This is a genomic window from Micromonospora sp. WMMD975, from assembly GCF_029581215.1.
Lineage (GTDB): Bacteria > Actinomycetota > Actinomycetes > Mycobacteriales > Micromonosporaceae > Micromonospora.
The window spans coordinates 3,745,580-3,761,705 of sequence record NZ_CP120739.1 but is presented as its reverse complement, the minus strand read 5'-3'; the positions used below and the strand labels follow the sequence as shown (position 1 = coordinate 3,761,705).

The following is a 16,126-nucleotide window of genomic DNA, read 5'->3' as shown; positions in this document are numbered from 1 at the left end:
GCCGACGGAACCACGGGGAGGTCCGATGCGACGAGGAGTCGGCCGGTTGGCCGCGGCTACGGTGGTGGCGTTGCTGGCGACAACAGCGGTGACCGGGTGCGGCGGCGACGAGCCACCGGCGCGCGGGGTGGCGGCGGATCTGCCCACTGCCGCGCCGATCGACGAGCCCGGGGAGGAACCGGCCGACGCGCCCGCCGACGCGCCGAGCGAGGCGCCGCCGGCGGTCGAGGCGATGGGCGGCCGGCCCAGCCCCAGCGCTCCGGCGTCCGCGAAGCCGACCGTCGGCCGACCCGGTGCGCCCCGGCGCCCGGTCAAGGCGTTGACCGAGACCAAGGCACCGCCCGCGCCGAAGCCGCCGGTCGTCGGTTGCAAACCCCACTACAAGGGGACGGCGGCCACCAGGGCTCAGGTCAAGAAGGCGTTGACCGACGCGGCCGGGAAGACCTACTGGCCGTCGTCCGCGCCGGAGATCAGGGTGCCGCTCAGCCTGGTGAAGGCCACCGCCTGGCAGGAGAGCGGCTGGCAGTCCAACATCTACGCCTGCGACAGCGGGGTCGGGCTGATGCAGGTCCAGCCGCCGACGGCGACGTTCGTCAACGACCGGTTCGAGAAGACCTACGACGTGGACGACTACCGGGACAACGCGGTGCTCGGCGCCAATTACCTGGCCTGGCTGACCAAGAAGATCGGCGACTCGCACTTCGGCTCGGACTATCGGCTCGACGTCTCGCTGTGCACGCCCACGTTGACCTCCTGCCTGCTGAACGCGGTGATCGCCGCGTACAACGTGGGCCCGGGCAAGGTGGCGCCGGACTGCGACGACGGCGGGCACCCGCCCTGTGAGCCGCTGCCGTTGACGATCCCGAACGATGACTACGTCTACAACGTGCGTGAGCTGATGACCACCTGCGAGTGCCTCGCGTTCTGACCGGCCCGGTCCGGCCGGGGGCGGCGGGTCCGCCGCCCCCGGCCGTCGGGTCAGTCCCGGGCGGTGACCGGCTCGGCCGGCGCGCCGGCCGAGCCGGCGGGCGCGTCGGGCGTCCCGGGCTCGCGGGTGATCCGTCCCGGCCACCAGAACCGGTCGCCGAGCAGGAACGCCAGCGCCGGCACCAGCACGGTGCGGACCAGCAGCGTGTCCAGCAGCACGCCGACGCAGACGATGATGCCGATCTGGGTGAGCGTGATCAGCGGCAGCACGCCCAGCACCGCGAAGACCGCGGCCAGCAGCACCCCGGCGCTGGTGATCACGCCGCCGGTGACCCGCAGCGCGGAGAGCATGCCGTCGCGGGTGCCGGTCCGGCGGGCGTCCTCCCGGGCCCGCGTGACCAGGAAGATGTTGTAGTCCACGCCGAGCGCGACCAGGAACACGAACGCGAGCAGCAGCACGCCGCTGTCCAGCGCCGGGAAGTCCAGCACGTGGTCGAAGAGCAGCCAGGCCGCGCCGAGGCTGGCGAAGAACGACGCGATCACGGTCAGCACCAGCAGCAGCGGCGCGAGCAGGCCGCGCAGCAGCAGCACCAGCACGGCGCCGACAAGCAGCAGGATGATCGGCAGGATCAGCCGCAGGTCGTTGGTGTTGGCCTGGTTCGAGTCGTAGGTGGCGGCGACCGCGCCGCCGACCAGGGCGCCGTCGGGGGCGTCCGCGCCGTCGACCGTGGGTGGCGCGGAGTCCGGTACGGCGGCCACCGCGTCGCGCAGCGCCACCACCGCGCGGTCGGAGGCGGCGGTGCCGGGCTCGGCGGCGAGCACCACGTCGACCTGGGCGACCCGGTCGCCGGCGGCGCCCGGCCGGGCCGAGGCGACACCGTCGACCCCGTCGGCGGCGGCGAGCACCGCCGGGGCCGCACCCGGGTTGGTCAGCACGGCGACCGGCTGGGTGCTGCCGGCCGGGAACGCCCGGGCCAGGGTCTCCGCGCCGGCGACCGCCTCGGGCCGCGCCCGGAACTGCTCGGTCTCGGACAGGCCGGTGCGGATGCCCAGGCCGCCCAGGGCGAGGCCGGCGAGAAACAGGGTGGCCAACACGGCGACCGGCAGCGGCCGGCGGGCGACCAGCTCGCCGAGGCGGCCCCAGAGCCGGCCCTCCCGGACGGGTCCGCCGACGCGCGGGACGAACGGCCAGAACAGGCCGCGGCCGAAGAGCACCAACGCGGCGGGGAGCACGAACAGCGCGGAGAGCATCGCGAACACCACGCCGGTGGCGCACGCCACCGCGAGCGCCCGGTTGGTCTCCTGTTCCGACAGCAACAGCGTGAGTACGCCGAGGACGACCGTGCCGCCGCTGGCCAGGATCGGCTCGGCGGTGCGGCGCCGGGCGGCGCGCATGGCGGCGAACCGGTTCTCCTCGCGGCGCAGCTCCTCCCGGTAGCGGGCGATGAGCAGCAGGGCGTAGTCGGTGGCGGCGCCGAAGACCAGCACGCTGGCGATGCCGGTGACCTGGCCGGCCTGGAGGTAGATGCCGAGCGCGGGCACGATGGTGTCCACGGCCCGCAGCGTGATCTGTTCGGTCGCGGCCACCACCAGCAGCGGCACCAGCCACAGGAACGGGCTGCGGTAGGTGACGAGCAGCAGCAGCGCCACCACGGCGGCGGTGACCAGCAGCAGGGTGGTGTCGGCGCCCTCGAAGACCTGGCTCAGGTCGGCGGTGAAGGCCGGCCCGCCGGTGACCTCGACGGTCAGGTCATCGGGCAGTCCGGCGACGGCGTCGCGCACCTTGCCCACCTCGTCGACCACGGCCTCCTGCCCACCGGCGGTGGACAGTGGCACGGCGACGAGCGCCACGGTGCCGTCGGGGGAGAGCTGGGCGGGTGCGACCCGGCCGCCGACCGCGAGGCCGCCGAGCGTACCGGCGGTGTCGTCGAGCGCGGTCCGGTCGGCGCCGGTCAGCGGCGCCCGGTCGGCGCGGCTGACCACCACCAGGGCGGGCTGGACGTCGTGGGAGGGCAGTTGTTCCTGGAGGCGTTCCACTTGGGTCGACTGCCATTCGACGGACAGACCGGTGGACGAGACCGGTTCGGGGTTGTCCGGCTTGGGCAGGCCGAAGACGACCGCGCCGACGACGAGGGCGGCGACCACGGTGAGCCAGGCGGCCAACCGGCCCCGGGCGACGCGGGTGAACAGGGACATCTGCGGGCCTCACATGTCTTCTCGCTGGGCGAGTATCTTGATGAGCGAGATTATCCGGGAAGGGCTTATGCTGCAACCGGACCGGGGAAGAGGTGGCGGCGAGCGGTGGCGGGGCACGGCATGTACCGGCGACGGGACGATCCGCGGGGGCGGATGGTCGCGGAGATCACCAACGACCTGCGTCGCTACTCGGTGGACGCCCAGCACGTCGGGCACGCGTTCGCCGGCCTGCACGGGCTCAACCCCACCGACCTGCAGGCCCTGATCGCGGTGATGGAGGCCGAGCTGGTGGGCGACCCGATCACCCCCGGCCGGCTCGGTGACGTGCTCAACCTCTCGTCCGGCTCGGTGACCGCGCTCGTCGACCGGCTCGAACGCGCCGGCCACATCCGACGCGACCGGGACACCGCCGACCGCCGCAAGATCCTCCTGCACTACGCCGACCGGGGCGCCGCCCTGGCGCGGAGCTTCTTCGGCCCGCTGGGCCGCCGCACCGACGAGGTGATGGCCGGCTTCAGCGACGACGAGTTGGCCGTGGTGCACCGCTTCCTGGGCGAGATGGTGCACAGCATGCGGGCGCACCGGGACGAGGTGCGCGCCGCCCGCGCCACCGCCGAACCACCAGGCGACCGCTGACCGTGCGGCTGATCACCCGGCTCGCCGCGACGGCGCTGCGGCTGCCCGCCGCCCGCGCCGGGCGGATCGCCGTCCGGCGGGACATCCCGGTGCGGGTCCGCGACGGCACCACGTTGCGCACCGACCACTACGCGCCGGACCTGCCGGGCGCGGCCTGCGTGCTGATCCGCACCCCGTACGGGCGGGGCGGGCCGATCCGGCTGCTCGGCCGCCTGGTCGCCGAGCGGGGCTTCCACGTGGTGATCCAGTCCTGCCGCGGCACCTTCGGCTCCGGCGGCGAGTTCGCCCCGCTCGTGCACGAGCGCGACGACGGCCTGGACACCCTCGACTGGCTGCGCCGCCAACCGTGGTGGACCGGGGCGTTCGGCATGTTCGGCGCCAGCTACCAGGGCTTCGTGCAGTGGGCGGTGGCCGCCGAGGCGGGCGACGAGCTGCGCGCGATGGTCGCGGTGGTGACCGCCTCGGCCACCCGCGACTCGACGTACGCGGGGGAGTCGTTCGCGCTGGACACGGTGCTCACCTGGGCCGAGCTGCTCCAGGCGCAGACCGTGCCCTGGCTGGCCCGGCAGTGGGAGCTCAAGCGCGGCCAGCCCCGGCTCGTCCGCGCGCTCACCCACCTGCCGCTGGCCGAGGCGGACCGGGTCGCCACCGGGGTCACCGTGCCGTTCTTCCAGGAGTGGTTGCGTCACCACACGCCGGACGCCGACTACTGGCGGGCCCGGGTGTTCGGCGACCGGATCACCGAGGTCCGCGCGCCGGTCGCCATGGTCAGTGGCTGGCAGGACATCTTCCTCCCGGCCCAGCTCGACGACTACGCCCGGTTGCGGGCCGCCGGGGCCCGGCCGAGGTTGACCGTCGGCCCGTGGACCCACGGCAGCCCCGGGCTGCTGGTGGCGTCCCTGCGGGAAGGGCTGGACTGGTTCGACGAGCACCTGGCCGGACGGCCCGCGCCGGCCCGCGCGCCGGTGCGGGTGCACGTCGGCGGCGTCGGGGGCGGCTGGCGGGACCTGCCGGACTGGCCACCGCCCGCCACGCCGATCCGCTGGCACCTGCGACCCGGTGGTGGCCTGGCGCCCGGGCCGGCGGACGGCGGCGGCGCGCCGGACCGGATCCGGTACGACCCGGCCGACCCGACCCCGTCGCTCGGTGGGCCACTGCTTGTCGCCCAGCGGGCCGGCGCGGTGGACAACCGTCCGGTCGAGTCCCGCCCGGACGTGCTGACCTACACCAGCGACCCGGTACGCGAGCCGGTGGAGGTGGTCGGGCCGGTGCACGCCGAGATCCACCTGCGCAGCGAGCTGTCCTACCTGGACGTGTTCGTGCGGCTGTGCGACGTGGACCGGCGGGGGCGCTCCTGGAACGTCTGCGACGGCCTGGTCCGCGTCGAACCGGGCCGGTTTCCGCGCGACGGGTCCGGCGTGGTGCGGGTGCCGGTCGCGCTCTGGCCGACCGCCCACCGGTTCGCGCCCGGGCACCGGCTGCGCGTGCAGGTCTCCGGCGGCGCCCATCCGCGGTATGCGCGCAACCCGGGCACCGGGGAGCCACTCGGCACAGCCGTGACGCTGCGTGCCGGATGGCGGGAGGTGTTGTGCGGTCGCGAGCACCCTTCGGCATTGCTGCTGCCGCTCAGGTCGTCGCCGTCCACACCGGTCTGATAATCGCGAAATATTGCTCCTGAGCTGGGCTTTTCCCGTAATGGGGGATAGGCTCGCAGCAAGTGCCCGTTGTTGTGCAGTCGTCCGGCAGGGGCACGTCCGCAGATCGCACCTCGTCACGTTTCGTGATTGTCGTGCCCTTGTCGATCATCGATCGGAAAGGGGATCTGCCATGACGTCGGCCCCGGCAAACCTGCTGGCCGTCCGCACCCTGTTACTCGCCTATCTCAACGTCGACAAGAACGCCGTCCGGGACGCCGATCTCGAACCCGCGGAGGTCGGCATCGTCGGCGACGCCAGTCACCGCGGCGGCTACCACTGCGGCTCGGACCGGATCGTCGCCAACGACTACTCGGTGGTGGAGTCCACCCGGGACCGTTCCGGCTTGACGCTGTACGCCTCCGCGCTCGACGTCGGCACGTTCTCGGTCCGTTCCGGCGGCGCCACGCACACGCTGCGGACGTTTTCCACCTGGCTGGTGGCGCAGTGCGCGGCGAACTCGGCCGACTCCCGGGACATCCGGGAGGTCATCTACTCCGCGGACGGCCGCACCGTGCGGCGGTGGGACCGGCTGGGCAAGCGCACCAGCGGCGACAGCAGCCACCTGTTCCACACCCACATCAGCTTCTTCCGCGACTCCACCAAAGCGGGGCGGGACCAGACCCCGCTGTTCCGCCGCTATCTCACCGCGATCGGACTGATCGCCCCGACGAAACCGGAGAACGAGATGGAACAGAACGACAAGCTCGTGGGCAACACCGGCTCGACGAGCCGTACCGTCGGCGATGTCCTCGCCGATCTGCAGAACCTGCGGAACTGGCTGATCTCGCCGGCCAACACCACCGGCCTGATCACCCCGCCGGCGGCCAATTCCCCGCTCCAGCAGATGCTGGCCATGCTGCGCGGATGGCCGGCGCTCGTGGCGCAGGTGAACGAGTTGTCCGGCAAGGACTTCACCGACGAGCAGCAGATCGTCACCGGCGTCCTCGCCGGGCTGCCGCCGGAGCGGATCGCCGAGGCCATCCCTCCGCAGATCGCCCGGGACGTCGCCGACGAGCTGTCCCGGCGGCTCACCGCCTGACGCGCGCCCGCCGCGACGACTGCAGCGTCGCGGCGGCGGGCATCCAGCAATAACTATTGCGCAATAGCTCTTGCGAATGTCAGACTCGGCCGCATGGATCAGCCCACGGTCAGACAGGTCACCGACTCGCGGGTGCTCGCCGCGCTCGCCCATCCGCTGCGCCGCCGCCTCATGGACGTGTTCAAGGTGTACGGCCCGAGCACGGTCGGCCAACTCGCCGAGCGCACCGACCAGGCGCCGGCGAACGTGAGCCACCACCTCCGGGTGCTGGCCGCCGCCGACCTGCTGGTCGAGGCGCCCGAGTTGGCCCGCGACCGCCGGGAGAGCTGGTGGAAGCTACGGAACAGGGGCGTGCGCTGGTCCGAGTCCGACTTCGACGACGACCCGTCCACCCGGGTGGTGGCCGACGCGGCGGGCTCGCTCAACCTGGAGCGCCACGCCGCGCTGGTGCGGGCCTGGCACGCCGCCCCCGACGACGCCCGTGCCGCCTGGGGCGACGGACCGTTCAGCACCGACCACTGGCTGCACCTCACCCCGGAGGAACTGGCCGAACTCAGCCGCGAGGTGATCGCCCTCTTCATGCGGTGGGCCGACCGGCCGGTACCGGACGACGGCCAACGGCGCGAGCCGGTGTTCGTGTTCACCCACGGCGTCCCGGCCCGGCCGTGACCGCCCCGGCCGGCGCGCCCGCGCCGCCCACCGCCTCGGCCGGCGCGCCCGCGGCGCCCACCGCCCCGCCGCGCGGCGGGCTGCTCCGGCACCACGACTTCCGGCGTCTCTGGACCGGCCACACGATCAGCGCGGTGGGCAGCAACATGACCACCGTCGCGCTGCCGCTCGTCGCCGTGGCGGTGCTCGACGCCACCACGTTCCAGGTGGCGGTGCTGACCGCCGCGGCCTGGCTGCCGTGGCTGGTGGCCGGCCTGCCGGTCGGGGCGTGGGTCGACCGGGTCCGCCGCCGCCCCGTGATGATCGCCGCCGACCTGACCGGGGCCGCGTTGTTCGCAAGCGTCCCGGCCGCCGCGCTGCTCGACCAGCTCACCGTCGGGCACCTGCTGGTGGTGGCGCTCGGGGCCGGCCTGGCCCGGGTCTTCTTCGAGACCGCCGACCAGGTCTACCTGCCCACCCTGCTGCCACCGGAGCAGGTGCCGCCGGCCAACGCCCGGCTGCACGCCACCCAGACCGCGAGCTACCTGCTCGGCCCCGGGCTCGCCGGTCTGATCGCCCAGCTCGCCGGCGCGGTGACCGCGGTGGCGCTCGACGCGGTGAGCTTCCTGGCGTCCGCGCTGTGCCTGCACCGGATCCGCGCCGTCGAACCCCGACCGGCGCGTCCCGCCGTGTCGACCTCGATGCGCCGGGAGGTGGCCGACGGGCTGCGCTTCGTCACCCGGGATCCGTACCTGCGGGTGCTGACCGTCTTCGGCGCGGCCAGCAACATCGGGCTCACCGGCTACCAGGCGGTCCTCGTGGTCTTCCTGGTCCGCTCGGCGCACCTGCCAGCCGGGCTGGTCGGCCTGCTGATCGGCCTGGCCAGCCTCGGTGGCGTCGTCGGCGCGGCGCTTGCCGCCCGGCTCGCCCGCCGGCTCGGCACCGCGCGCGTCCTGCTGCTCGCCGGCGCGCTCACCGGCCCGCCCGCGCTGCTGATCCCGCTCGCCGGCCCCGGCGCGCGGGTGGCCTGGTTGGTGCTCGGCGGGGTGCTGGTCAGCCTGGGCGTCGCGATCGGCAACGTGGTCAAGGGCAGCTTCCGGCAGACCTACACGCCGCACCACCTGCTCGGCCGGGTCACCGTGAGCATGCAGTTGCTCAACTACGGCACCATCCCGCTCGCCGCGCTGCTGGCCGGCGCGCTGGGCGCCGGCTGGGGGCCGGCGGGCGCGATCCGGCTGATGACGGCGTGGCTCGCACTCACCCCGCTGATCCTGCTGCTGGGGCCGCTACGCCGGCGGCGTGACCTGCCGGCGGCACCCGCCTGAGAACGCGCTGCGGCGACGGTCGGAGCCCGACCGCCGCCACCGGCACGTTGTCACATCACATCGGGCGGACGTTGTCCGCCTGCGGGCCCTTCTGGCCCTGCGTCACCTCGAACTCGACCTTCTGGCCCTCGTTCAGCTCGCGGTATCCGCCGCTCTGGATGGCCGAGTAGTGGACGAAGACGTCCGGGCCTCCGCCGTCCTGCTCGATGAAGCCGAAGCCCTTTTCCGAGTTGAACCACTTGACCGTGCCGCTTGCCATGCGTCTCTCCCTGTTCAATGCGGGTGAGCACCGGCCCGCGGCCGGTGATCGCCCCTGTACCTCCTGAACAGTAACCGCCCGCGCCCGGATCCGCTGGCGGAAGTGCCGGCGTGGCTCGTGAATACCTCGGAGCCGGAAATGCCCCCGACACGCGGTGGGCCGGGGCATGCTTGCCCCGATGAGCACAACGACGGCGCTGGCCGACCTCGAACGGGAGATCACCGCGCCCGGCGCCGGCCCGGACCGCCTACGGCTGGTGAGCACGCCGTTCGTGCCCGAGGTGCGGCTGCACCTGGCCGAGGACGCCATCCTGTGGTGGGCGCGGATGGAGGCCGCCGCCGGTCGGTCGCTCCCGCCGCCGTACTGGGCCTCCGTCTGGGCCGGTGGGCAGGCGCTGGCCCGCCACCTGCTCGACCACCCCCGGCTGGCCGCCGGGCGGCGGGTGCTCGACCTGGGCGCCGGCTCGGGGTTGGTCGCCATCGCCGCCGCGCTCGCCGGCGCCGACCAGGTGGTCGCGAACGACATCGACCCGTACGCGCTGGCCGCCGTCACCGTCAACGCCCGGGTGAACCGGGTGACCGTGAGCGCCGACGGCCAGGACCTGCTCGACGGCGTGCCCCCGGTCGACCTGCTGGTGGCCGGCGACGCCCTCTACGACGCGGAGTTGGCCGCGCGGGTGCTGCCCTGCCTGCGGCGCTGCGCGGACCGGGGCGTCGAGGTGCTGGTCGGCGACCCGGACCGCGGGCACCTGCCGCCGGACGGGCTGGAGGTGGTGGCCAACTATCCGGTGCCCACCACCGAGCCCGCGGTGGACACCCCGGTGCGTCGGGTGCAGGTGCTGCGCCCCCGCTGACCCTCGGGGATCCTCCGGATGCGATCTCCGGGGTCGGTGGGGGATCACGCCCGATGCGCCGGGTGGCCGGCCGGCCCTAGCGTGCAGTCATGACCGATCTCCTCGCCCAGTTCGGGCAGTTGCCCACCACACTGCTGATGGGCCTGCTGGGCGTGGTGATGCTCGCCGACGCCGTGCCCCTGCTCGGGGTGCTGGTCCCCGGCGACGCGGCGGTGCTCGCCGCGGTCGGCGCGGGCCGTCCCGCCGGTGGCGCGGCGGCCGTCGCGGCGGTGGTGGCCGGCTGCCTGGCCGGCTGGTCGTTGAGCTTCCTCGCCGGGCGACACTGGGGCGCGCGGCTGCGTAGCGGCCGGCTGGGCGCCTGGATCGGCGAGTCCCGCTGGGCCGCCGCCGAGACGCTGCTGCATCGAGGCGGCGGCCGGATCGTCCTGGTGGCGCCGTTCCTGCCGGTGTTCAACGCGCTGCTGCCGCTCGCCGCCGGCGGGCTGCGGATGCCGTACCGGCGGTTCGTCACCTGCGCGGCGCTGGGCGCCACCGCGTGGGCCGGGCTCTACGTGGCGCTCGGGCTGGCCGCGCGGACGCTCACCGGTCTGCTGCCCGGCGCGCCCGACCCGACGGTGCTCACCATGGCGGTCGGGCTGCTGCTCGCCGGCCCGGTGTTGCTCGGCACCCGGCGCCGGCTGCGCGCGGTGACCGGCTGACCGGGCCGGGTCCGGCCGCCACGGGGGAGGCCGGACCCGGCGCGCTCACCAGCCGCGCGCCCGCCACTGCGGCACCGACGGCCGCTCGGCGCCGAGCGTGCTGTCCTTGCCGTGCCCCGGGTAGAACCAGGTCTCGTCCGGCAGCCGGCCGAAGAGCTTGGCCTCGACGTCGTCGATGAGCTGGCCGAACCGCTCCGGATCCTGGTCGGTGTTGCCCACGCCGCCGGGAAAGAGGGAGTCACCGGTGAAGAGGTGCGGCCCGCCGGCCGGGTCGCGGTAGAGCAGCGCGATCGACCCCGGGGTGTGCCCGCGCACGTGGATCACCTCGAGCGCGCAGTCGCCGACCGGCACGGTGTCGCCCTCGCGCAGCGGCTCGGCGTCGATCGGCAGGCCCTCGGCGTCGTCGGCGTGCACGAGCGCGCGGGCGCCGGTCTTGGCGACCACCTCCTCCAGCGCGACCCAGTGGTCCATGTGCCGGTGGGTGGTCACCACCGTGGCGAGCCCGCCGTCGCCGATCAGCTCCAGCAGGCGGGGCGCCTCGTTGGCGGCGTCGATGAGCGCCTGCTCGCCGGTGGCCCGGCAGCGCAGCAGATAGGCGTTGTTGTCCATCGGGCCCACCGACAGCTTGGTGACGGTGAGCCGGTCGAGCTCGCGCACGGCCGGCGGACCGCCGGGCGTGACGTCTCCGGTGTAGGTCATGACGACGTTCAGATCCATTCCGGTGGGTTCGGCAGGGGGCCGTCGGGATCGACGGTGAGCAGCTCGCCGTCGCCCCGGCCGGTCAGCCAGGCGGCGAGTTCCGGCGCGGGGCCGGTGACCGTGGGCGCCCCCTCGGGGTCGCCCACGACGAGTTCGTGCGCGGCGCCGTCGACGCGCAGCACCATGGCCGGCGCGGCCGGGTCGCCGGCCAGCCCGGTCGTCACCTCGTGCAGCAGCCGCCTGGCGAACGCCTCCGGCCAGTCCGCCGGCCGGTAGCCGGCCGCCAGGTCGACGTGGTGCACCTCGATCTCGCGCAACCGACCCCAGACCAGCAGCGCCGCCGGCCACGGACCGCGCCGGGTCTGCACGGTCGCGCCCCACGCCGCCACCGGCATCTCCGCCACCGCCGCGTCGAAGCGCTGGCCGCTGCGACGCAGATCGTCCAAAAGGTCCGCCGGGCCCCGCCCGGCGCCCGCCTCGATGTCGGCGTTACGCGCCTCGACCGAGGCGTACATCGGGATCGGCTCGCCGGTGCGCGCGGCGGTGAGCAGGTTGACGAACCCGTCGGCGTTGCGGGCCAGGTGGGTGAGCACATGCGCGCGGCTCCACCCCGGCAGCAGCGACGGCGCCGCGACCTGCGCGGCGGTCAGGCCGGAGACGGTACGCAGCAGCCGGTCGTTCGCCTCGGCCAGCTCGCCGGTCAACAGCAGCGGATCAGTCGTCATCGGGTCTGACCCTAGCGGGCCGGGATCCGCCCCGCTGCCGGGGAAATCGCTTTCGGCGCGTCGACGCGCCCCTTACCGTCGGGGCCGACGGCTTCGGTCGCGGCGTCGGGAGGGAGGTGGTGAGCATGCCGGACGCAGCGCGCGTGTTCCGCCCTTCACCCCGACGACACCGATGAGGACACCATGACCCTCGATCTGACCGCCCTCGGCTGGGACGCCGACTGGGCGGACCACCTCGACCGACGCGCCGACCACCGACCCGGGCGGGTGGCCCGGGTGGACCGGGGCGTGTGCACCGTGCTGCGCCCGGAGGGGCCGGTGCGGGCCAGCCTCGGCGGCGGCGTGCTCGCCGCCGCGGCCCGCGACCTGACCGCGTTGCCGTGCGCCGGCGACTGGGTGCTCCTGGCCACCTGGCCGGACGGCCCGGTCACCGTGGAGGCGGTGCTGCCGCGGCGCACCGCGCTGGTGCGGCGCACCGCCGGCAAGGACGCCAGCGGCCAGGTGCTGGCCGCCAACCTCGACGCCGCCGCGGTGGTCGAGCCGGTGCACCCGACGCCGGACGCCGCCCGGATCGAGCGGCTGCTCTCGCTGGTCCACGAGTCCGGCGCCGAGCCGCTCGTGGTGCTCACCAAGGCCGACCTGGCCGCCGACCCGGCCGCCGTGGCCCGGCAACTGGCCGAGCTGGCCCCCGGGGTGCCGGTGCTGCCGGTCAGCGCCGAGCGGGGCACCGGCCTGGCGCCGCTGCGCCGGCACGTCGCGCCGGGGCGCACGCTTGGCCTGCTCGGCCCCTCCGGCGCCGGCAAGTCGAGCCTGGTCAACGCGCTGGCCGGGGCCGACGTGATGCCCACCCAGGCGATCCGCCGGGTCGACGGCAAGGGCCGGCACACCACCACCTGGCGGGCGCTGGTGCCGCTGCCGGGCGGGGGAGCGGTGCTGGACACCCCGGGCGTACGGGCGGTCGGCCTGCTGGACGGCGCCGCCGGCCTGGACCGGGCCTTCGCCGACATCGCCGAGCTGGCCACCGGCTGCCGGTACGCCGACTGCGCGCACGACGCCGAGCCGGCCTGCGCGGTGCGGGACGCGGTGGACCGGGGCGAGCTGCCGGCGCGGCGCTGGGAGAGCTGGCGTCGGCTCCAGCGGGAAATCGCGTACGAGGGCGGGCGGCGCGCGTCCCGGCTGGCCGCCGAGCGGCGGGGCGGCTGGCGGGGCGGGCGGCGGCGGGCCGGACGCCCGGCGACCCCGCCCGCTCCCGGCACGCTCTGAGCTGGGGGAATGTGCGCGCGACGGAAGTTGTCACACCTCGGGGCTAGAGTTGCCGGGGCGCTTTTCCTGCGCCCCGGCAACTCATAAAAACGGACTTAGCCTCATATTCTTCTTCCGGGAGCACCCGTACCGTGGCCGACCGTCTGATCATCCGTGGCGCGCGCGAGCACAACCTGCGTGACGTCAGTCTCGACCTGCCCCGGGACGCCCTGATCGTCTTCACCGGGCTCTCCGGTTCGGGCAAGTCGAGCCTGGCGTTCGACACCATCTTCGCCGAGGGGCAGCGCCGCTACGTCGAGTCGCTGTCGTCGTACGCCCGGCAGTTCCTCGGCCAGATGGACAAGCCCGACGTCGACTTCATCGAGGGGCTCAGCCCCGCCGTCTCCATCGACCAGAAGTCCACCTCCCGCAACCCGCGCTCCACCGTCGGCACCATCACCGAGGTCTACGACTACCTGCGCCTGCTCTTCGCCCGCATCGGCGAGCCGCACTGCCCGGTCTGCGGCGAGCGGATCTCCAGGCAGAGCCCGCAGCAGATCGTCGACCGGGTGCTCGCCATGCCCGAGGGCACCAGGTTCATGGTGCTCGCGCCGGTGGTGCGTGGCCGCAAGGGCGAATACGTCGACCTCTTCGCCGAGTTGCAGGCCAAGGGCTACGCCCGGGCCCGGGTCGACGGCGTGGTGCACCCGCTGACCGAGCCGCCGAAGCTCAAGAAGCAGGAGAAGCACACCATCGAGGTGGTCATCGACCGGCTCAGCGTCAAGGCGAGCGCCAAGCAGCGGCTGACCGACTCGGTCGAGGCCGCGCTCGGCCTCTCCAGCGGCCTGGTGCTGCTCGACTTCGTCGACCTGCCGGAGGACGACCCGGCCCGCGAGCGCCGCTACTCCGAGCACCTGGCCTGCCCGAACGACCACCCGCTCGCGATCGAGGACCTGGAACCCCGGGTGTTCTCCTTCAACGCGCCCTACGGCGCCTGCCCGGAGTGCACCGGCCTGGGCACCAAGAAGGAGGTCGACCCCGAGCTGGTCATTCCCGACCCGGAGCGCACGCTGCGCGAGGGCGCGATCCAGCCCTGGGCCACCGGGCACAATCTGGAATACTTCCTGCGCCTGCTGGAGGCGCTCGGCGAGGCCGAGCACTTCGACGTCGACACGCCGTGGCGGGCGCTGCCGTCGCGGGCGCAGAAGACGATCCTGCACGGCTCCGACGACCAGGTGCACGTGCGCTACCGCAACAAGTACGGCCGCGAGCGTTCCTACTACACCGGCTTCGAGGGCGTGGTGCAGTGGATCGAGCGCCGGCACACCGACACCGAGTCGGAGTGGTCCCGCGACAAGTACGAGGGCTACATGCGCGACGTGCCCTGCGCGGCCTGCGGCGGCGCCCGGCTCAAGCCGGAGGTGCTCGCGGTCACCCTGGCCGGCCGGAGCATCGCCGAGGTCTGCAACCTCTCCGTCGGCGAGGCCGCCGACCTGCTCGCGGGCATCGAGCTGACCGACCGGCAGAAGATGATCGCCGAGCGCGTGCTCAAAGAGATCAACGCCCGGCTGAAGTTCCTGCTCGACGTCGGCCTGGACTACCTCTCCCTGGACCGGCCGGCGGGCACGCTCTCCGGCGGCGAGGCGCAGCGCATCCGGCTCGCCACCCAGATCGGCTCCGGCCTGGTCGGCGTGCTCTACGTGCTCGACGAGCCCTCGATCGGCCTGCACCAGCGCGACAACCACCGGCTGATCGAGACGCTGCTACGGCTGCGCGGCCTGGGCAACACGCTGATCGTGGTCGAGCACGACGAGGACACCATCCGGGTGGCCGACTGGATCGTCGACATCGGTCCCGGCGCGGGCGAGCACGGCGGCAAGATCGTGCACAGCGGCTCGGTGCCGGCGCTGCTCGACAACGACGAGTCGGTCACCGGGGCCTACCTGGCCGGGCGCAAGGCCATCCCGACGCCGGCCACCCGCCGGCCGCAGACGCCGGGCCGGGAGTTGGTGGTGCACGGCGCCCGCGAGCACAACCTGCGCAACCTCACCGTGGGCTTCCCGCTCGGCCAGCTCATCGCGGTCACCGGGGTCAGCGGCTCGGGCAAGTCCACGCTCGTCAACGACATCCTCTACACGGTGCTGGCCAACCAGATCAACGGCGCCCGGCTGGTGCCCGGCCGGCACACCCGGATCACCGGCCTGGAGCACGTGGACAAGGTCGTCGGCGTGGACCAGTCGCCGATCGGGCGCACCCCGCGCTCCAACCCGGCCACCTACACCGGGGTCTGGGACCACGTCCGCAAGCTCTTCGCCGAGACCACCGAGGCCAAGGTCCGGGGGTACGGCCCGGGCCGGTTCTCGTTCAACGTCAAGGGCGGGCGCTGCGAGGCGTGCTCCGGTGACGGCACCATCAAGATCGAGATGAACTTCCTGCCGGACGTCTACGTCCCCTGCGAGGTGTGCAAGGGCGCGCGTTACAACCGCGAGACGCTCGAGGTGCACTACAAGGGTCGCACCGTCGCCGAGGTGCTGGACATGCCGATCGAGGAGGCGGCCGACTTCTTCTCCGCCATCCCGGCCATCCACCGGCACCTGAAGACGCTCGTCGACGTCGGCCTGGGCTACGTGCGGCTCGGCCAGCCCGCGCCGACGCTGTCCGGCGGTGAGGCGCAGCGCGTCAAGCTCGCCTCCGAGTTGCAGAAGCGGTCCACCGGCCGCACGGTCTACGTGCTCGACGAACCCACCACCGGCCTGCACTTCGAGGACATCCGCAAGCTGCTGATGGTGCTGGAGGGCCTGGTCGACAAGGGCAACACGGTGATCACCATCGAGCACAACCTCGACGTGATCAAGACGGCCGACTGGCTGATCGACATGGGGCCCGAGGGTGGCCACCGGGGCGGCACGGTGCTCGCCACCGGCACCCCGGAGGAGGTCGCCGAGGTGCCGGAGAGCCACACCGGCGAGTTCCTGCGGCCGATCCTCAAGCTCGCCGGCGAGGCCAAGGGCGCCAAGGCGGCCACCACCCGGGCGGCCAAGGCCAACGGCGCCACGAAGTCGCGGGCCCGCAAGGTGCCGGCGGGGGCGCGCTGACCGACGCGTACGCGGGCGGGCCGGGGGACCGGCGCCGTCCGCGTAGGTGGATTTTTACCCGTTCCGTGACGCCCCGGTATGAACCGG

General features: G+C 73.9%; 14 protein-coding genes. 10 read left to right on the top strand and 4 right to left on the bottom strand.

Annotated elements, in window-relative coordinates:
* Positions 1-25 precede the first annotated feature (25 nt).
* A complete protein-coding gene (locus O7613_RS16180; RefSeq protein ID WP_282289205.1) occupies positions 26-928 on the top strand; it encodes a transglycosylase SLT domain-containing protein in 903 nt (300 codons plus the stop codon).
* A 50-nt stretch (positions 929-978) separates the two neighbouring features.
* Here the strand turns inward: O7613_RS16180 and O7613_RS16175 are convergent, their stop codons facing one another.
* Positions 979-3,123, bottom strand: coding sequence for an efflux RND transporter permease subunit (locus tag O7613_RS16175; protein WP_282289204.1), 2,145 nt, complete (start codon positions 3,121-3,123; stop codon positions 979-981).
* 120 nt (positions 3,124-3,243) lie between these two features.
* Here O7613_RS16175 and O7613_RS16170 point away from each other — a divergent pair, with 120 nt between their 5' ends.
* The 5 genes from O7613_RS16170 to O7613_RS16150 all read left to right on the top strand — a co-directional run bounded on the left by O7613_RS16170 (position 3,244) and on the right by O7613_RS16150 (position 8,468).
* A complete protein-coding gene (locus O7613_RS16170) occupies positions 3,244-3,759 on the top strand; it encodes a MarR family transcriptional regulator (protein WP_282289203.1) in 516 nt (171 codons plus the stop codon).
* Positions 3,756-5,414: a CocE/NonD family hydrolase gene (locus O7613_RS16165; RefSeq protein WP_282294552.1), complete on the top strand. Its 1,659-nt coding sequence runs from the start codon at positions 3,756-3,758 to the stop codon at positions 5,412-5,414. Before O7613_RS16170 ends, O7613_RS16165 begins: the two co-directional genes overlap by 4 nt.
* 172 nt (positions 5,415-5,586) lie before the next feature.
* Entirely contained in the window at positions 5,587-6,495 is a 909-nt protein-coding gene (locus O7613_RS16160) for a hypothetical protein (protein WP_282289202.1), read from the top strand.
* Between the two features lie 93 nt (positions 6,496-6,588).
* Positions 6,589-7,164: a metalloregulator ArsR/SmtB family transcription factor gene (locus tag O7613_RS16155; RefSeq protein WP_282289201.1), complete on the top strand. Its 576-nt coding sequence runs from the start codon at positions 6,589-6,591 to the stop codon at positions 7,162-7,164.
* Positions 7,161-8,468, top strand: coding sequence for an MFS transporter (locus O7613_RS16150; protein ID WP_282289200.1), 1,308 nt, complete (start codon positions 7,161-7,163; stop codon positions 8,466-8,468). Before O7613_RS16155 ends, O7613_RS16150 begins: the two co-directional genes overlap by 4 nt.
* A gap of 55 nt (positions 8,469-8,523) precedes the next feature.
* Here the strand turns inward: O7613_RS16150 and O7613_RS16145 are convergent, their stop codons facing one another.
* The gene (locus O7613_RS16145; RefSeq protein ID WP_281587571.1) at positions 8,524-8,727 is read right to left on the bottom strand and encodes a cold-shock protein; all 204 of its coding nucleotides are present in this window, start codon (positions 8,725-8,727) and stop codon (positions 8,524-8,526) included.
* A 178-nt stretch (positions 8,728-8,905) separates the two neighbouring features.
* Between O7613_RS16145 and O7613_RS16140 the strand changes: the two genes are divergently transcribed.
* A complete protein-coding gene (locus O7613_RS16140; RefSeq protein ID WP_281587572.1) occupies positions 8,906-9,580 on the top strand; it encodes a 50S ribosomal protein L11 methyltransferase in 675 nt (224 codons plus the stop codon).
* Positions 9,581-9,669: 89 nt separating this feature from the next.
* Positions 9,670-10,278 carry a VTT domain-containing protein gene (locus O7613_RS16135; RefSeq protein WP_282289199.1) on the top strand — a complete coding sequence of 203 codons (609 nt, stop codon included), beginning with the start codon at positions 9,670-9,672 and terminating at the stop codon, positions 10,276-10,278.
* Between the two features lie 45 nt (positions 10,279-10,323).
* Here O7613_RS16135 and O7613_RS16130 read toward each other — a convergent pair whose 3' ends face one another.
* Both O7613_RS16130 and O7613_RS16125 read right to left on the bottom strand, forming a co-directional pair.
* Positions 10,324-10,977, bottom strand: coding sequence for an MBL fold metallo-hydrolase (locus O7613_RS16130; RefSeq protein WP_281587574.1), 654 nt, complete (start codon positions 10,975-10,977; stop codon positions 10,324-10,326).
* 8 nt (positions 10,978-10,985) lie between these two features.
* Entirely contained in the window at positions 10,986-11,702 is a 717-nt protein-coding gene (locus tag O7613_RS16125) for a maleylpyruvate isomerase family mycothiol-dependent enzyme (RefSeq protein WP_281587575.1), read from the bottom strand.
* Between the two features lie 183 nt (positions 11,703-11,885).
* On the opposite strand from O7613_RS16125, the gene rsgA reads away from it, so the two are divergent.
* Together rsgA and uvrA are read left to right on the top strand one after the other, a co-directional pair.
* Positions 11,886-12,965, top strand: a complete 1,080-nt coding sequence (gene rsgA / locus O7613_RS16120; protein ID WP_282289198.1) for a ribosome small subunit-dependent GTPase A — start codon at positions 11,886-11,888, stop codon at positions 12,963-12,965.
* 131 nt (positions 12,966-13,096) lie between these two features.
* Positions 13,097-16,039: an excinuclease ABC subunit UvrA gene (gene uvrA, locus O7613_RS16115; protein WP_282289197.1), complete on the top strand. Its 2,943-nt coding sequence runs from the start codon at positions 13,097-13,099 to the stop codon at positions 16,037-16,039.
* Positions 16,040-16,126: the final 87 nt, after the last annotated feature.